Source organism: Streptomyces sp. NPDC014764, from assembly GCF_043082785.1.
GTDB lineage: Bacteria > Actinomycetota > Actinomycetes > Streptomycetales > Streptomycetaceae > Streptomyces > Streptomyces althioticus.
The window spans coordinates 354,653-371,844 of record NZ_JBIBXY010000007.1; the positions used below are offsets into that span (position 1 = coordinate 354,653).

The 17,192-nt window shown below is 74.0% G+C and carries 14 protein-coding genes; 7 read left to right on the top strand and 7 right to left on the bottom strand.

Annotated elements, in window-relative coordinates; translation table 11 throughout:
- Positions 1-4 precede the first annotated feature (4 nt).
- From ACF1AG_RS20440 to ACF1AG_RS20450, 3 genes are all read left to right on the top strand, one after another.
- Positions 5-2,389 (top strand): phosphoketolase, encoded by a 2,385-nt coding sequence (locus tag ACF1AG_RS20440; RefSeq protein WP_387796992.1) that lies wholly within the window; start codon positions 5-7, stop codon positions 2,387-2,389.
- A 235-nt stretch (positions 2,390-2,624) separates the two neighbouring features.
- Complete coding sequence (locus ACF1AG_RS20445; RefSeq protein WP_359603609.1) at positions 2,625-3,959, top strand: hemolysin family protein; 1,335 nt, start codon at positions 2,625-2,627, stop codon at positions 3,957-3,959.
- Positions 3,956-4,981: a hemolysin family protein gene (locus ACF1AG_RS20450; protein ID WP_359603610.1), complete on the top strand. Its 1,026-nt coding sequence runs from the start codon at positions 3,956-3,958 to the stop codon at positions 4,979-4,981. Before ACF1AG_RS20445 ends, ACF1AG_RS20450 begins: the two co-directional genes overlap by 4 nt.
- Positions 4,982-5,057: 76 nt before the next feature.
- On the opposite strand, the gene ACF1AG_RS20455 is transcribed toward ACF1AG_RS20450, so the two are convergent.
- From ACF1AG_RS20455 to ACF1AG_RS20475, 5 genes are all read right to left on the bottom strand, one after another.
- On the bottom strand, positions 5,058-5,351 hold the full coding sequence (locus ACF1AG_RS20455; RefSeq protein ID WP_359605995.1) for a hypothetical protein: 294 nt from the start codon (positions 5,349-5,351) through the stop codon (positions 5,058-5,060).
- Positions 5,352-5,507: 156 nt separating this feature from the next.
- On the bottom strand, positions 5,508-6,779 hold the full coding sequence (locus tag ACF1AG_RS20460; RefSeq protein WP_391810152.1) for a hypothetical protein: 1,272 nt from the start codon (positions 6,777-6,779) through the stop codon (positions 5,508-5,510).
- Positions 6,776-8,026 carry a glycosyltransferase gene (locus tag ACF1AG_RS20465; protein WP_391810153.1) on the bottom strand — a complete coding sequence of 417 codons (1,251 nt, stop codon included), beginning with the start codon at positions 8,024-8,026 and terminating at the stop codon, positions 6,776-6,778. The genes ACF1AG_RS20460 and ACF1AG_RS20465 overlap by 4 nt, the downstream gene beginning before the upstream one ends.
- Before the next feature lie 153 nt (positions 8,027-8,179).
- Complete coding sequence (locus tag ACF1AG_RS20470) at positions 8,180-8,653, bottom strand: cellulase (protein WP_387796985.1); 474 nt, start codon at positions 8,651-8,653, stop codon at positions 8,180-8,182.
- Between the two features lie 11 nt (positions 8,654-8,664).
- Positions 8,665-9,171: a SigE family RNA polymerase sigma factor gene (locus tag ACF1AG_RS20475; RefSeq protein ID WP_048456550.1), complete on the bottom strand. Its 507-nt coding sequence runs from the start codon at positions 9,169-9,171 to the stop codon at positions 8,665-8,667.
- A gap of 143 nt (positions 9,172-9,314) precedes the next feature.
- On the opposite strand from ACF1AG_RS20475, the gene ACF1AG_RS20480 reads away from it, so the two are divergent.
- The gene (locus ACF1AG_RS20480; protein ID WP_391810154.1) at positions 9,315-9,815 is read left to right on the top strand and encodes an NUDIX hydrolase; all 501 of its coding nucleotides are present in this window, start codon (positions 9,315-9,317) and stop codon (positions 9,813-9,815) included.
- A gap of 174 nt (positions 9,816-9,989) precedes the next feature.
- Here ACF1AG_RS20480 and ACF1AG_RS20485 read toward each other — a convergent pair whose 3' ends face one another.
- Entirely contained in the window at positions 9,990-10,352 is a 363-nt protein-coding gene (locus ACF1AG_RS20485) for a DUF6479 family protein (protein ID WP_391810155.1), read from the bottom strand.
- A 146-nt stretch (positions 10,353-10,498) separates the two neighbouring features.
- Between ACF1AG_RS20485 and ACF1AG_RS20490 the strand changes: the two genes are divergently transcribed.
- The 3 genes from ACF1AG_RS20490 to ACF1AG_RS20500 all read left to right on the top strand — a co-directional run bounded on the left by ACF1AG_RS20490 (position 10,499) and on the right by ACF1AG_RS20500 (position 14,814).
- Entirely contained in the window at positions 10,499-10,870 is a 372-nt protein-coding gene (locus tag ACF1AG_RS20490) for a ferredoxin (RefSeq protein ID WP_037638103.1), read from the top strand.
- Positions 10,871-10,988: 118 nt separating this feature from the next.
- Positions 10,989-13,166, top strand: a complete 2,178-nt coding sequence (locus ACF1AG_RS20495; RefSeq protein ID WP_391810156.1) for a tetratricopeptide repeat protein — start codon at positions 10,989-10,991, stop codon at positions 13,164-13,166.
- 43 nt (positions 13,167-13,209) lie between these two features.
- Positions 13,210-14,814 (top strand): phytoene desaturase family protein, encoded by a 1,605-nt coding sequence (locus ACF1AG_RS20500; RefSeq protein WP_391810185.1) that lies wholly within the window; start codon positions 13,210-13,212, stop codon positions 14,812-14,814.
- A gap of 531 nt (positions 14,815-15,345) precedes the next feature.
- Here the strand turns inward: ACF1AG_RS20500 and ACF1AG_RS20505 are convergent.
- Positions 15,346-17,103: a serine hydrolase gene (locus ACF1AG_RS20505; RefSeq protein WP_391810157.1), complete on the bottom strand. Its 1,758-nt coding sequence runs from the start codon at positions 17,101-17,103 to the stop codon at positions 15,346-15,348.
- Positions 17,104-17,192: the final 89 nt, after the last annotated feature.

Consider the following 17,192-nt stretch of genomic DNA (forward strand, 5'->3'; position numbering starts at 1 on the left):
CACGATGTCCGTCGACACGCACCAGGCCTCCGACCCGCTCGGTGACGACGAGCTGAGGACGCTGGACGCGCACTGGCGCGCCGCGAACTACCTGGCCGTCGGCCAGATCTACCTCATGGCGAACCCCCTGCTCACCGAGCCGCTGCGCCCGGAGCACGTGAAGCCGCGCCTGCTCGGCCACTGGGGCACCTCGCCCGGTCTGAACCTCGTCTACACCCACCTCAACCGGGTGATCCGGGCCCGCGACCTGGACGCCCTGTGCGTGTGGGGGCCGGGGCACGGAGGGCCGGCCGTGGTCGCCGGGTCCTGGCTGGAGGGGTCGTACACCGAGACGTATCCCGACATCACCCGCGACGCTGCGGGGATGGGGCGGCTCTTCAAGCAGTTCTCGTTCCCCGGCGGCGTCCCCAGCCACGTCGCCCCCGAGACGCCCGGCTCCATCCACGAGGGCGGCGAGCTCGGCTACTCCCTGTCGCACGCGTACGGCGCGGCGCTCGACCACCCCGACCTGGTGGTGGCCTGTGTGGTCGGTGACGGCGAGGCGGAGACCGGGCCGCTGGCGACCTCCTGGCACTCCAACAAGTTCCTCGATCCCGTCCACGACGGGGCCGTCCTGCCGATCCTGCACCTCAACGGCTACAAGATCGCCAACCCGGCCGTGCTGGCCCGCATCCCCGACGACGAGCTGGACGCGCTGCTCAAGGGCTACGGTCACGACCCCCTGCACGTGATCGGCGACGACCCGGCCGCCGTGCACCAGTCGATGGCGCGCGCCATGGACGCCGCCCTCGACCGCATCGCCGCCATCCGGCGCGCCGCCCGCGAGGACGGCGCGACCGAACGCCCCCGCTGGCCGATGATCGTGCTGCGCACCCCGAAGGGCTGGACGGGGCCGGCCGAGGTCGACGGGCTGCCCGTGGAGAACACCTGGCGCTCCCACCAGGTGCCGCTGCCCGGCGTCCGCGACAACCCCGACCATCTGCGGCAGCTGGAGGCGTGGCTGCGGTCGTACCGGCCCCGGGAGCTGTTCGACGAGGACGGCCGGCCCCGCGCCGACGTCCTGGCCTGCGTCCCCGCCGGCGCCCGTCGCCTCGGCTCCACGCCGTACGCCAACGGCGGGCTGATGCTCCGCGAGCTGCCGATGCCGCCGCTGGAACGGCACGCCGTCCCCGTCGACAAGCCGGGCGCGACGATGCACGAGCCGACCCGCGTCCTCGGCGACCTCCTCCAGGACGTCATGCGGGCCACCGCGGACCGCCGCGACTTCCGGCTGGTCGGCCCCGACGAGACCGCCTCCAACCGCCTCCAGGCCGTGTACGAGGCGAGCGGCAAGGCGTGGCAGGCCCGCACGTACGACGTGGACGAGGACCTCGACCGGCACGGCCGGGTGATGGAGATCCTCTCCGAGCACACCTGTCAGGGCTGGCTGGAGGGCTACCTCCTCACCGGCCGGCACGGCCTGTTCTCCTGCTACGAGGCGTTCGTGCACATCGTCGACTCGATGGTCAACCAGCACATCAAGTGGCTGCGCGTCACCCGCCGCCTGCCCTGGCGCGCCCCGATCGCCTCCCTGAACTACCTGCTGACCTCGCACGTCTGGCGCCAGGACCACAACGGCTTCTCCCACCAGGACCCCGGCTTCGTCGACCACATCCTCAACAAGAGCCAGGAGGCCGTACGGGTCTACCTGCCGCCGGACGCCAACACCCTGCTGTCGGTGGCCGACCACTGTCTGCGCAGCCGCGACTACGTCAACGTGATCGTGGCCGGCAAGCAGCCCTGCTTCGACTGGCTGTCCATGGAGGACGCGCGGACGCACTGTGCGCGCGGCGCCGGCATCTGGGACTGGGCCGGCACGGAGACCGGCGACCGCGAACCCGACGTGGTGCTGGCCTGCGCGGGCGACGTCCCGACCCAGGAGGTCATGGCTGCCGCGCAGCTGCTGCGCCGGCACCTGCCCGAGCTGGCCGTGCGGGTCGTCAACGTCGTCGACATCGCCCGGCTGCTGCCCCGCGCGGAGCACCCGCACGGCATGTCCGACTTCGAGTACGACGGCCTGTTCACCGCGGACAAGCCGGTGATCTTCGCGTACCACGGCTACCCGTGGCTGATCCACCGGCTCGCCTACAGCCGTACCGGGCACCACCACCTGCACGTGCGCGGCTACAAGGAGATCGGCACCACGACCACGCCGTTCGACATGGTGGTCCGCAACGACCTGGACCGCTACCGGCTGGTGATGGACGTCATCGACCGCGTCCCCGGCCTCGCGGTGCGGGCCGCCGCGGTACGGCAGCGGATGGAGGACGTCCGCCTGCGCCACCACGACTGGATCCGCGAACACGGCACCGACCTGCCCGAGGTCGCCGACTGGACCTGGGACGGCTGACCCGAGCGGCACGCCCTCCGGCCGTGCCGCTCCTCCCCGCACAGGAAGGCACGCGCGAGCGGGATGTTTTGCGGGTCCTTTACAGTTGGCGTGTAAGCAGTCCATTCTGCTTCCACACATCTTCGTACTGTTCGAAAAGGAGCGACGGTCCCCCGATGGGTGATCCTCCCAGTAGTAGCCGTGCCACCACCCGCAGTCCGCGTCATGCGGCCGTTCAGGGAGCGGGGGTGGCACGGTGACCGAGATCCTGCTGCTCCTGCTCGCCCTGCTGCTGACGCTTGCCTGCGCGGTGTTCGTCGCGGCCGAGTTCTCCCTCACCACCGTCGAGCGCGCGGAACTCGAGCGCGCCGCGGACGCGGGTGAGCGCGGCGCGGCCGGTGCGCTGGCCGCCGTACGCCGCCTGACGGTCCAGCTGTCAGGCGCCCAGCTCGGCATCACGGTCACCTCCCTGGTGATCGGCATGCTCGCCGAGCCGTCCCTCGCCGCGCTGCTGCGCGGCCCGCTGCGGGCGGCCGGCCTCGGCTCCGCCGCCCCGACCGTGGCGACCCTGCTCGGCGTGGCCCTGTCCACGGTGGTGCTGATGGTGATCGGCGAGCTGGTCCCCAAGAACTGGGCCATCTCGCGCCCCGCGGCGGTCGCCAAGGTCGTCGCCGGACCGCAGCGCGCCTTCACGGCCGCGTTCGGCCCGTTCATCTCCCACCTCAACGGCACCGCGAACCGCTTCGTGCGACGCTTCGGCCTCGAGCCCGCGGAGGAGCTGGCGTCCGCCCGCACCGCCGAGGAGCTGGGCGCGCTCGCCCGGCACTCCGCCGCCGAGGGCGCCCTGGAGGCCGACTCCGCGGAGCTCTTCGTGCGCACCCTGCACCTGAGCGAGCTGACCGCCGAGAACGTCATGACCCCGCGCGTCGACGTCCGCGCCCTGGAGGTGCACGCCACCGCCGCCGACGCCGCCACGCTCAGCCACGCCACCGGCCTGTCCCGCTTCCCGGTGTACCGCGACAGCCTCGACGAGGTCGTCGGCACCGTCCACATCCGGGACGTGCTCGCCCTGGAGCCGGAGCGGCGCGCCGCCACGCCCGTCACCGAGCTGACCACGCCGCCGCTGCTGGTCCCCGACAGCCTCCCCGCCGACCGGCTGCTGGAACGCATGCGCTCCCACCGCGCCATGGCCGTCGTCATCGACGAGTACGGCGGCACGGCCGGCGTCGCCACCGTGGAGGACATCGTCGAGGAGGTCGTCGGCGAGGTCCGCGACGAGCACGACCCGGTCGAGGTGCCCGAACTGGCGCCCGCACTCCCCACCGACGACGGCCGCAAGGTGTGGGAGGCCGACGGCGGCCTCCGCCTCGACCGGCTCACCGCCCTGGGCCTCACCGCCCCGGACGGCCCGTACGAGACGGTCGCCGGACTGATCGCCACCCGCCTCGCCCGCATCCCCGTCACGGGTGACTCCGTGGACGTGGACGGCTGGCGGCTCGACGTGCTCGCGGTCGAGCACCACCGCGCCGACCGCATACGCGTCACCGCCCCGGCCCCCGTACGGGCCGAGGTCCTGGAGGAAGCCCGATGACCGTCCTGCAACTCGCCATCGGCCTCCTCACCCTGCTCACCAACGCGTTCTTCGTGGGCGCCGAGTTCGCCCTGATCTCGGTGCGCCGCAGCCAGATCGAGCCGCGCGCCCTCGCGGGCGAGAAGCGCGCGAAGATGACGCTCTGGGCGTTGGAACACCTGTCCGCGATGATGGCCACCGCCCAGCTCGGCATCACGGTGTCGTCGCTGGTGCTCGGCGCGGTCGCCGAACCGGCCATCGCGCATCTGCTGGAGCCGCCGTTCGAGGCGGTCAACGTCCCGGACGCGCTGGTCCACCCGATCGCGTTCGTGATCGCCCTGACCCTCGCCACGTATCTGCACATGCTGATCGGCGAGATGGTGCCGAAGAACATCGCCCTCGCCGCGCCCGTGCCCAGCGCGCTGCTGCTGGGCCCGCCGCTGGTGTGGCTGACCCGGGCGCTGCGGCCCTTCGTGTTCGGCATCAACGCCTTCGCCAACGTGCTGCTGCGGCTGCTGCGGGTCGAGCCGAAGGACGAGGTGGAGTCGGTGTTCACCGACGACCAGCTCGCCCGGATGGTCGTCGACTCCAGCGAGGCCGGACTGCTCACCCCGGCGGACGGGGAGCGGCTGCGGGACGCGCTGGAGCTGGGCACCCGCCCGGTCGGAGAGATCCTCGTCCCGGCCGGGAAGATGCACACCGTCGACCACACGGTCACCCCGGCGCGGCTGGAGCGGGTGGCCGCGGGTGCGGGCCTGTCCCGCTTCCCGGTCACCGGGCCCGACGGCGCGCTCCTGGGCTACCTGCACATCAAGGACACCCTCGGCGTGACCGAACGGGACCGCCCGTTCCCGCGCACGGCCCTGCACAAGGTCACCCGGGTCCGCATCGACACCCCGCTCGACGACACGCTCACCGCGCTCCGCGCGGAGGGCAGCCACCTCGCGGCGGCCGTCGGCGAGAACGGCAAGGTCATCGGCTTCGTGACGATGGAGGACGTCCTGACCGAACTGGTCGGCCCGGCGGCCCCGGCCCCGGCCTGACCTCGGTCCCGACGACACCTCGCGGCCCCGGCCGGACACCTGTCCGGCCGGGGCCGCGAGGCTGTGTCACGGGCCGTCACTCGTCCAAGCGCCGCCGCCGCTCGTTGTGCCAGGCGATCGCGCGGCGGATGTCGGGCTCGTCCAGGCCCGTACGGCAAGCCAGTTCGGTCATGCCGAGGACCGGCGGGCCGGCCGTCAGGACGCGGCCGATCTTGCCCGCCCAGAGTTCCTCCTGCACGAAGGGCCGCCGCCGGTAGGCGGTGCGGATCAGCTCCAGGTGCGCCTCGCAGCACGCGGTGACGCGGCGCAGGCCGTCGTGCAGGGGGTCGTCCGGGTGAACGGCCGAGGAGTCGGCCACATGCCCGCGCACCGCCTCCTCGACAGGGAACGTCCTCCCGCACAGATCGCACAACTCCGGTGCGACGGGGGCGGATCGACGGACGTGCTTCCTGCGTTTCCACATGGAAAGCTCCCGGTGGCCGACTGCGCTCAGCGTACTGCGCCGGACCGTCGCCCACCCGGTGGCCTAGGGCACGCCCAGCTCGAACAGCACGTACCCCGCGTACGACCCCGAGGCCACCGCCGCCGTGCCCAGCACCGCGGCCAGCACGGGCCCGCTCAGCCGCCGCATGGCCAGGGCGAGCGGCACGAACAGCGGGAACAGCGGCAGCAGATAGCGCGAGACGTTGCCGAAGTACTGCTGCGTGCCCATCACCGTCAGATAGGACAGCACCGTGTACACGACCAGCACGGACGGCGGACGCAGCCGCACCAGCAGCACGGTCAGCACCGGCACCAGCAGCACCACCCCGACGCCGATCGTGTCCTCCATCGGCATGGCGAAGAGGTAGTCGAAATGGCCCACCGGCACGGAGGTCAGCACGTCGAGGCTGTGCCGGCCCCAGTCGAAGGTGTGGCCCCAGGCGCCCTCCTGGAGCTTGGTGTAGCCGCCCCAGTCGCCCATCCGGTACCCCACCCAGGCCAGGTAGCCGGCCACACCGAGCGGGGCGATCACCACGGCGGCCAGCGGCTGCCGCCAGTCCTCCCGCCGCCGGACCACCGCGGCCAGCCCCGCGACGGCCAGCGCCGCGACCAGGGCGACCGCCGTCGGCCGGGTCAGCCCGGCGGCGAAGACCAGCACCCCGGCGGCCGCCCAGCGGCGGGTCGCGACGGCCCAGCACGCCCAGGCGGCCAGTGCCGTGTACAGCGACTCGGAGTACACCGCCCACTCCGTGCCCGACCCCGGCCACACCGCCCACAGGCCGACGGCGACCAGCCCCGCCCGGCGCCCGCCGAGACGCGCGGTCACGGCGTGGATGCCCAGCGCGGCGACGAACGAGCACACCACGGACACGGCCATCCCCGCGCCGTACGGGCCGAGTCCGGTGACCTCCGAGACCAGCCGCATCAGCGCCGGGTACAGCGGGAAGAACGCCGCCGAGTTGCCTTCCAGAGTGATCATCCCGGTCGCCCCGGGAACCGGCTCCAGAGCAGGGTCGTAGCTGTGCAGGGCGATCTGCTGGTACCACCAGCCGTCCCAGCTCCCCAGCACGTCCCACGGGCGTGCCCCGCCGCCGAACCGGGGGTGCTTCTCCCGGAAGTCGCCGGCCGAGTCCAGCAGCACCATGAAGACGGTGAAGCCCGCCAGCTTGAGCACGCCGTACACGGCGAGGACGGGCCCGAAGCGGGCGGCGAGACGGCGCAGTCGCTCGCGCGGGCGGCCGGGCGCGGGTTCGGCAGGCGCGGGGGAGGGGGTTGCCGCCGGTCCGGGCTCGCGGGCCGTCGCTGTGGCACTCATGAGGCGGAGGTTCCTGTCGTGCGGCGGGAGCGGCGGCCGGGGAGGACACAGGCGCGCAGCAGGTGGAAGCGGAGCAGGGCGGCGGCGAGGTTCGCGGCGGTCAGCACCGACAGCTCCGCGCCGGCGCCGGCGCCGGGGGCGGCGCGGTGCAGGGCGGCCAGCGCGGCGCCGGTGACGGCGAGACCGGCCAGCAGGGCCGTCAGCCCGCCCAGGTGATGGGCGGGCAGCCCCGCCCGTCCGCGCACGCCGAAGGTGAAGCGCCGGTTGGCCGCGGTGTTGAGGACGGTGCACAGGAGCAGGGCGAGCGCGTTGCCCGCCTGTGCCCCGGCGGCCGGCCGCAGCAGGAGGTACAGGCCGAGGTGCAGCAGCGTGGCGGCGGCGCCCACGGCGGCGAAGCGGAGCAACTGGGCGAGCCGGCCGGGCGGCCGGACCGGGGCGGTGCCGGCCGTCGTCGCGGCGCTGCCGAGCGCGGCCAGCGGCAGCCGTCCGTGCGCCAGGGCCCGCCCCAGCCGGGCCATGCCGCGCAGATCGGCGAGCGCCGTGGGGAGCAGGTCCACCCGGCTGTCGGGGTCGTCCACCCAGTCCACCGGCACCTCGTGGATGCGCAGCCCGGCCCGCTCGGCGATCACCAGCAGCTCCGTGTCGAAGAACCACTCGCGGTCCTCCACCATCGGCAGCAGCCGCTCGGCCACCTCCCGCCGGACCGCCTTGAACCCGCACTGCGCGTCGGTGAACCCGACGGAGAGCGTGCCGCGCAGCAGCCCGTTGTAGCAGCGGGAGATGATCTCCCGCTTCGGCCCGCGCACCACCCGGGAGCCCGGGGCGAGACGCGTGCCGATCGCGAGGTCCGAGTGGCCGGAGATCAGCGGGGCGACCAGCGGCAGCAGCGCCGCGAGGTCGGTGGACAGGTCCACGTCGAGATACGCCAGCACGGGGGCGGAGGAGCGGGACCAGGCGGTGTGCAGGGCGCGTCCGCGTCCCTTCTCCTCCAGCCGCACCCACTGGGTTCCGGGGAGCTCACCGGCCAGACGGGCGGCGATCCACGGGGTCCGGTCGGTGCTGGCGTTGTCCGCGACCGTGATCCGGAACGGGTACGGGAAGGTCTCCGCGAGGTGCGTGTGGAGCCGCCGGACGCAGGCTTCGAGGTCGTGCTCCTCGTTGTGCACGGGCACGACCACCTCCAGGACTGGCTCGGGGTGGGGGAGCCCCGGATCGAGGGGCCGTGCCGGCCGCCGGGCGGTTCTCATGAGGGCGGGTCCCTTTCCGGCGTACGCCTGGGGTCGAGGGGTGGAAGCAAGGTCGGTAGATCTTGGTATGGGCATGCCAAATGCGCCCGTCGGGTGGTCCGCGGTGCGGGAGGCAGAGGGATGCGGAGGCGGGTCCACTGCCGCCTCCGGTGGTCACCCGCTCGGCGGCGGGTAGGTCGGGGTGCCGTTCACGTCGGGTTCGGAGGTCCCGGACTCCGTCGACTCCGGGGGGTCGGATCGTGAGGCCGTCGAGCTGGGGTCCGTCATGGCCGGTCCGGTCGTCGTGGAGCCGTCCGGAGTGCCGGACTCCGTGCTCCGGGTCGGCGGCGCCGACGAGCTCGGATCCGCCGTGCCGGTGGGCCCGCCCGAGCGTGGGGGAGCCGTCGACCCGGTCGCGGGCAGCGGCAGGTCGGCCGGCGCGGGGCCGGAGCCGAGGTGCGGCAGGAACGCCAGGCCGACGCTCAGCCCGGCCACGGCGAGCGCGGAACCGCCCGCCCGCACCAGCACCCGCGTCCGGCGGCGGGCCCGGATGCCTTCGTGCAGGCGAGCGCGGTGACCCGGGTCGAAGGGGGTGTGCGCCCGGCCCTCGCGCATCATGCGTGTCAGCTCACGCTCGAAGTCGTCCATCGCTGCTCCCCTCACTTCACGGGCCGGGCGGAGTCGGACAGGATCTCCCGCAGCCTCGCCACACCGCGGGACGCGTGGGAGCGGGCAGTGCCCACGGGGCAGCCGAGGGCCTGCGCCACCTGACCCTCGGGCAGGTCCTCGTAGTACCGCAGCACCACGGCCGCCCGCTGGCGGGGCGTCAGCAGGGCCAGCGCCGCCTCGAGACGCGAGCGCTCGGCGACGGCCGCGGACACGTCGCCCGGTCCCGGACGGTCGGGAAGCTCACCCACCGGGCGTTCACCCCACCAGCGCCGGCGGGCCGAGCGGGCGGCCAGCCGCACCAGAACCTGACGGACGTACGCCTCCGGCGCCTGCTCGGCGACCTTCGGCCAGGCGAACCACAGCTTCACCAGGGACTCCTGCACCAGGTCCTCGGCGCGCTGGCGGTCGCCGCCGGTGAGGAGACGCGCGACATGCAGCAGCGCCGACCAGCGGGCGGCCACGAACTCGTCGAAGCCGTCGGCCCGAAACCGCTGCATCCCTTACCGCCCCGTGTCGTACAAGCCCTTGCATCTGGAAGAAGGCACTGGGGAGGGGGAAACGATGCAGCACAGTGCTGTGACCCGCCTCACGTCCGGAAACACGCATGACAGTGCCCGGAGGAACGCGTCAGGCTGATCCGATGCGCACACCCAGAAGAGCAGCACGCGTCGCAGTGCTGGACCCCGCGGGATCGGTCTTCCTGTTCCGCTACGACAACCCCGAGGTCGGCGTCCACTGGGCGATGCCGGGCGGCGGCATCGAGCCGGGCGAGTCACCGCTGGAGGCGGCCGAGCGGGAGGTGCGGGAGGAGACCGGGTGGAGCGACCTCGTGATCGAGGACGGCGTGCTGTGTCTGTGGGAGCACGACTTCACCCGGGCCGGGGTGCCCGTCCGCCAGCACGAGCACATCTACCTCGCGTACGCCCCGCACCGGGAGCCGGCCGGGGACCTCACGGCCGCGCACGCGGAGGACAGGATCGAGCGGTGGCGGTGGTGGTCACCGGCCGAACTCGCGGCCGGACACGAGCCGCTGTGGCCACCGCAGCTGCCGGAACTGCTGACCGAGGTGCGGAGGTCGGGCGCTCCGGCCACCCCGGTCGACCTCGGCTTCGTACCGAACGGGCCGGTCGTCGGGGCCTGAGCCGTGCGGCATGACACGGCGACCGCCCCGGGACAGGACGGCCTCTCGTGACAAGGCGCCCCACGCGACACGGTGGCCTCGTGCCGGTACACGCGGCGGCACGGTGACCTCGTGCGGCACGACGCCACGGTGACACGAGAACGGCCCCGGCGGATGCCGGGGCCGTTTCGCGGGTCAGTGGGCGCCGGGCCCGCCGCTGCCGAAGCCGCCGCTGCCACCCTCGTCCCAGCGGGGGCCGCCCTCGGCGGTGCCGGTGCGGGTGCCGGCGTTGCCGTGGCCCTTCAGCTCGTGCGGGGTCAGCCGCTCGTCGGTCCGGGGCATCGCCTCCGGCTCCCGGTGCTCCTGCACCTCGCGGACCGGGCCGCCTTCGGGCATCCGGGGCTGCTCGTCGGGCCGGGGCCGCCGGGAGTCGTTGTCGCGTACCTTGCGGCTGCCGAGCAGGAACATGCCGATCAGCAGGGCCAGGACCACGATCCCCGCCACCACCAGTCCGACGCCGAGGGCACCGCGTCCCGCCGCCAGGTCGGCTGTCTCCATCGCGTTCATCATGTCCTCGCGGGTACCCCGGGACCTCGCCCCGAACCAGCCCGCCCCCGACCGACCCGCCCACGGGAGGCCGCGGAACCCTCGCGGCGACGGGGCGGACCGGGTTTGACCCCCCGAACGGCGGCAACCCGCGCGGTGTGACGACGACATCGCAGGAGGAGCTGTTCCGGTTCCTGGAGGACCGGTTCGCCTGCGCCCAGGCCTGCACCGAGTGCGCCCGGGCCTGCGCGACCCGGGCCGGCCTCGTGGACCCCGACGGCGCCGAGAACCAGGAACTCGTACGACGCAAGGGCATCATGTGCGCGGAGGTCTGCGACGCGACCTGCCGGGTGCTGTCCGAGCAGAACCAGGCCGACGAGGCCACCATCCGGATGCAGGTCGAGTGGTGCCGACAGGTGTGCCTGGAGAGCGCTCACGTCTTCGACGGACACCCCGGCGCCGAGCGTACGGCGGAGGCCTGCCGCGCCTGCGCCCGGGCCTGCACCGAATTCCTCGACACCCTCAACTGACCCACCGCTCCCACACCGTCCCCGCCGCCCCCGGCCCCGTACAAACTCGGGCGAGTTGTCGCCATACTGGACGAGACAGGGGGAGGGCGGACGGACTACGACGGGGGCGGCGTAGGACATGGGGGACCACGAACGGCTGATCGGCGGCCGGTACAGACTGCTGGACCGCATCGGACGCGGCGGCATGGGGGAGGTCTGGCGGGCGCGGGACGATTCGCTCGGCCGGCAGGTCGCGGTGAAGTGCCTCGACCCGCTCGGCCCGCAGCGCGACCCGTCGTTCGGGCGGGTCCTGCGCGAGCGGTTCCGGCGCGAGGCGCGGGTGGCGGCCTCGCTCCAGCACCGCGGGATCACCGTGGTGCACGACTTCGGCGAATCGGACGGCGTGCTCTACCTGGTCATGGAGCTGCTCCAGGGCCGTGACCTCAGCCGGCTCCTGGAGGACGCCAAGCACCGTCCGCTGCCGGTCGACGAGGTGGTGGAGGTGGCCGCGCAGGTCGCCGCCGCCCTCGCCTACACGCACGACCAGGGTGTCGTGCACCGCGACCTGAAGCCCGCCAACATCGTGCGGCTCGACGACGGCACGGTGAAGATCTGCGACTTCGGCATCGCCCGCCTCGGGCACGACATCGGCTTCACCTCCCGGCTCACCGGCACCGGCGTCGCCATGGGCACCCCGCACTACATGTCGCCGGAGCAGATCGCCGGGGAGGAGGTCGACCGGCGCAGCGACCTGTACTCCTTCGGATGCGTGCTCTACGAGATCGCCACCGGCGTGCCCCCGTTCGACCTGGACGACGCCTGGGCGGTCCTCGTCGGCCACCGCGACACCCCGCCCCGGCCGCCGCGCAGCCACCGCGCGGACCTGCCCGGGCGGCTGGACCGCGTCATCCTCGACCTGCTGGCCAAGGACCCGGACGACCGGCCTGACGGCGCCCTCGAAGTCGCCGCGCGCATCGTCGAGTTGCGCTCCGCTCCGGACACGGCCGGACGCCCGGTGCCCCCCGGCCCTGCCGACGGCCCTCCCGCGGGACGCACGGCCGGCGCGGGACGCCCCGAACGGCTGCCGTCCTGGACGCGCGGCGTGAACGCCGTTCGCGCCGCCGGAGCCCCGCCGCACGCCTCCGCCGGTGCCCCCCGGCCCACCCCGTCGGCGGCCGTGCCCACCGCACTCGCCGAGCGCCACCACGCCGCCCTCCGCCTCGGCCGCATCGGACGCTGGGACGAGGCCGGCGAACTGCACGGCGAGGTCGCCGCCGAGCGCGAGCGCCTCCTGGGCCCGGAGCACCCGGACACCCTTGCCAGCCGTTACGAGGTGGCGTTCACCCTCAGCCGTACCGGCCGGCCCGCCGACGCCCTGCGCGCCTACAAGAACGTCGCCGAGGCCCGGATCCGCGTCCTCGGACCCGATCACCCCGACACCCTCGCCGCGCGCCAGGAGATGGGGTACGTCCTCGCCCAGCTGGGCCGCCCGGCCGACGCGCACCGCGTGTACCTGTCGGTGCTGGAGGCGCGCGAACGGACCATGGGCCCCGGCCACCCAGACACCCTGCGCTGCCGTCACAACCTCGCCTTCAGCCTCAGCAGACTCGGCCGCCTGGAGGACGCCCACACCATGGCGTGCGAGGTGGCCGGGGCGCGCTCCCGGGTGCTCGGGCCCGAGCACCCCGACACCCTCGTCACCCGCTGCGAGGTCGCCTACGTCCTCGGCCGCCTGGGCCGCTGGAAGGCGGCCCTGGAGACCTACCGCGACGTGGCCGTGATCCGCACCCGGGTCCTCGGCCCGGACCACGCCGACACCCTCGCCGCCCGGCACGAGGTGGGCGTCGCCCTCGGCCGCCTCGGCCGCGTCGGGCAGGCCCTCGACGTGTACCGCCGCCTGGTCGCCGACCGCACCCGGGTGCACGGCCCCCACGACCCCGGGACGCTGCGCGCCCGGCACGGCGCCGGCGTCAGCCTCGGCCGGCTGGGCCGGTGGACGGACGCCCTCGCCGAGTCCCGCGAGGTGGCCGCCCTGCGCGAACGGGTGCTCGGGGCGGAGCATCCCGACACCCTGGTCAGCCGCAGGGAGGTCGCCGTCGCGCTGGGCTGGCTGGGCGACTGGGCCCACGCGCTCGCCGAGTACCGGAGGGTCGCCGACGCCCGGGAACGGATCCTCGGCGCCGACCACCCCGACACGCTGGCCGCCCGCGAGGACGAGGCGCACTGCCTGGAGCGCCTCGGCCACCTGAAGGAGGCGGCGGACCTGTACGGGCGGGTGGCGTCGGCGCGGGGGCACGGCCTGGCCGGAGGCGCGTAGTCCGGTTCATGGCCGGCCCTGGCCCTCTCCCTCGCGGTCACCTCTGGCCGCGGACGATCATCACGTGTTACGAAGAGGCATGACCGCCGCTCAGGAGTCCCGGACGTACGACGTCGTCATCGTCGGAGGAGGCCACAACGGTCTCACCGCCGCCGCCTATCTCGCCCGTGCCGGGCGCTCCGTACTGGTGCTGGAGCGGCTGGACCACACCGGCGGCGCGGCGATCTCCACCCGCCCCTTCGCCGGCGTCGACGCACGCCTGTCCCGGTACTCGTACCTGGTCAGCCTGCTGCCCCGGAAGATCCTCACCGACCTGGGGCTCGACGTCCGGCTCGGCACCCGCAGCATCTCCTCGTACACGCCCACCGAGCGCGACGGCCGGCCCACCGGCCTCCTCGTCGGCGGCGGCGAGGAACGCACCCGCGAGGCGTTCGTCCGGCTCACCGGCTCCGACCGCGAGTACCGGTCCTGGCAGAGCTTCTACGGCCTGACCGGCCGGGTCGCCCGCCGGGTGTTCCCGACGCTCACCGAGCCGCTGCCCACCCGTGAGGAGCTGCGCCGCACGGTGGACGACGAGGAGGCCTGGCGGATCCTCTTCGAGGAGCCCCTGGGCGTCGCCGTCGAGGCCCGCTTCTCCGACGACCTGGTGCGCGGCGTCGTCCTCACCGACGCGCTCATCGGCACCTTCGCCGACGCCCATGACCCGTCCCTGAAGCAGAACCGCTGCTTCCTGTACCACGTCATCGGCGGCGGCACCGGCGCCTGGGACGTCCCGGTCGGCGGCATGGGCGCGGTCACCGACGCGCTCGCCGACGCCGCCCGCAAGGCCGGCGCCGTCATCGCCACCGGCCACGAGGCCGTACGCATCGAGACGGACGGCCGCACCGCCGAGGTCACCCACCGCACGGCCGACGGCGAGGGCGTCGTCACCGCGGGCCACGTCCTCGTAAACGCCTCCCCGGAGGAGCTGGCGCGGCTCACCGGCGACACGCCCCCGCCGCACGCCGAGGGCGCGCAGCTCAAGGTGAACATGCTGCTCAAGCGGCTGCCCCGGCTGCGTGACAGTTCCGTCGACCCGCGTGAGGCGTTCGCCGGCACCTTCCACATCGCCGAGGGTTACCAGCAGCTGGCCACCGCCCACGCGCAGGCCGACGCGGGCCGGCTGCCCGACGCGCCGCCCTCGGAAATCTACTGTCACTCGCTCACCGACCCGTCCATCCTCGGGCCCGAGCTCGCGGCACAGGGCTACCAGACCCTCACCCTGTTCGGACTGCACACGCCCGCGCGGCTGTTCGAGCGCGACAACGACGCGGTGCGTGAGGAACTGCTGAGGGCGACGATCGCCCAGCTGGACGCCCATCTGGCCGAGCCGATCGCCGACTGCCTCGCCACGGACGCCGACGGCCGCCCCTGCATCGAGGCCAGGTCGCCCCTCGACCTGGAACGCGACCTGGGGCTGCCCGGCGGCAACATCTTCCACCGCGACCTCACCTGGCCCCACGCCCAGGACGGCACCGGCCGCTGGGGCGTGGAGACGCTCCACGCCAACGTGCTGCTCTGCGGCGCCGGAGCGGTACGCGGCGGCGGAGTCAGCGGGGTGCCGGGCCACAACGCGGCGATGGCGGTGCTGGAGTCCGTCCAGGCCTGACGCCCTGGCGGGCCCCAGCCGCCTTCCCGGCACCGGCCGTCGGCCCTGCACCGGCCGCCTTCCCTGCGCGGGCCGCGTTACCGGCGGCACCGGCCGCCTTCCCGCACCGGCCGCGTTACCGGAGGAACCCGCCGCCTTCCCGGCGCGGGGGCTGCCTTCCCGGCACCGGTCGTCGGCCCGGCACCCGCCGCCTTCCCGGCGCGAGGGCCGCCTTCCCGGCACCGGTCGTCGGCCCGACGCCGGGTGGGGCGTCGGCGGGCAGGTTTTGCCTGCGAAGAGCCGCGCCCGTCGAACAGGCGGTCCGTCGTGAGCCGCCGGTGGACGACGAGGCCGGGCGGTCGGCCAGGTCCGTGATCGACAGGCTGACCGGGCGGAAGTCCGCTCAGTCGTACTCCCGACTCCTGTAGGCGGATCCGCGACGGATGGTGTCCGCCAGACGGCGTGCAGGCCGGGGCGTGCGGGCCGGGGCATGCGGGCCGGGGCATGCGGGCCGGAACCGTGGGTGACGCCCCGGCCGGCCGGGTGGCAACCTCAGCCGTCCTCCCGGCTCCAGCCCTCCGCGAGGAGCCGTGTCGCGTCGGCGGGGCGGGACTCGTCGAAGAGACGGCGGCGGCCCTTCTCGACGCGCAGGCCGTCGACGTAGGCGCCGCGCCCGACGTACAGCCGGTCCGTGGTGTACCGCCAGCGCACGACCAGGCCGGGAGCGGCCGGCAGGTCGGCGGTCAGGTCGTGCCAGACGCGGCCCGACCAGCCGGTGGCCGTGCCCGTCGGGTGCTGCTCGGCGGAGCCGCCCCGCCGCCGGGTCGTGAACGGCACCGGCTCCCAGGTCGTCCCGCCGTCCGCCGAGGACTCCAGCACCAGGACGTCGGCCTTCGGCTCGGTGTCCCACCACAGCGCGCAGCTCAGCCTGGCCGCGCCGGACGCGGTGTCCAGCGCCGGCAGCGCGAGGGTCGCGGTGGCCGCGCTCGCCATTCCCGAGAACCACGCCGTGCGCCCTCGTGCCGGGCGCACCGGCACCGCGCGGGCCAGCTGGTTGGCGGCAGCCACCCGGGGCGCCGAACCGGACCGCCAACTGCGCACCGGATGCACCGAGTTGCCGAGGACGACGAGGAAGGAGTCGGTGGTCGGGTCGAGCACCAGCGCGGTGCCGGTGAACCCGGTGTGCCCGGCCGTGCGCGGGGTGGCCATCGCGCCCATGTACCAGTGCTGGTAGAGCTCGAAGCCCAGGCCGTGCTCGTCGCCCGGGAACGCGGTGTTGAAGTCGGTGAACATCAGCTCCACCGACTCCGGCCGCAGGATCCGGTTGCGCCCGCTGACACCGCCGTCGAGCAGCGTCCGCGCGAGGACCGCCAGGTCCCACGCGTCGGAGAACACGCCCGCGTGACCCGCGACCCCGCCGAGGCTGTACGCGTTCTCGTCGTGGACCTCGCCCCACACCAGCCCCCTGTCCAGCCCGGCCCACGGCTTGCGGGCGTCCTCGGTGGCCGCGATCTTCGGCTTCCAGGACGCCGGGGGGTTGTAGCGGGTGCGGCGCATCCCGAGCGGCTCGGTGATCTCCTCGCGGAGCAGTACGTCCAGCCGCCGCCCGGTGACCTGCTCCAGCACCAGCTGGAGCGAGATCAGGTTCAGGTCGGAGTACAGGTACGTGGTGCCCGGCGGGCTCGCGAGCGCCTCGTCGTAGACGCGCTGCACCTTCTCCTCGTACGTCGGCGCCTCGTACAGCGGGATCCACGCCCGGAAGCCGGACGTGTGCGTCAGCAGCTGGCGTATCGTCACGTCCTGCTTCCCGGCCCGGCCGAAGTCCGGCAGGTACGAGGCGACCGGCGCCTCCAGCTCGACACGGCCCCGCTCGATCTGCTGCACGGCGAGGATCGAGGTGAACAGCTTCGACACCGACGCCAGGTCGAAGACGGTGTCCTCGGCCATCGGGATCCGCTGGTCCGGCGGGAACTCGACGCCGGTGTCGGTCTCCTCGTCGTAGGCCTGGTAGCGCACGGCCATGCCGATAGGTTTGTGCAGCGCCACCGTGCGTCCGCGACCGGCGAGCAGAACGGCCCCCGCGAACCAGGGGTGTTCAGGGGACGGCTGGAGGAACGCCTCGGCGTCGGTGACGAGTTGCTTCAGCGGACCGGGCAGCAGCCCCGCCTCCCGCGCCGACCCGTGCCGCAGCGCGGGTCGGCCGTCCCCGCGGGACGAGGCGGCCGCGGCGGCCGGATCCGCGGGCAGCGACGCGAACGCCAGCCCGCCTCCCAGAGCCAGCGCCCCCAACCCCACTTGACGCCTGCTCATCCCTCTCGCGTCCGCCATCCGTCCACCCTCCCGAGTCCGGTCCCCGAGCTCTTTGAAAGTAACTTCCGGGGATCATCGCGCCGAATGAA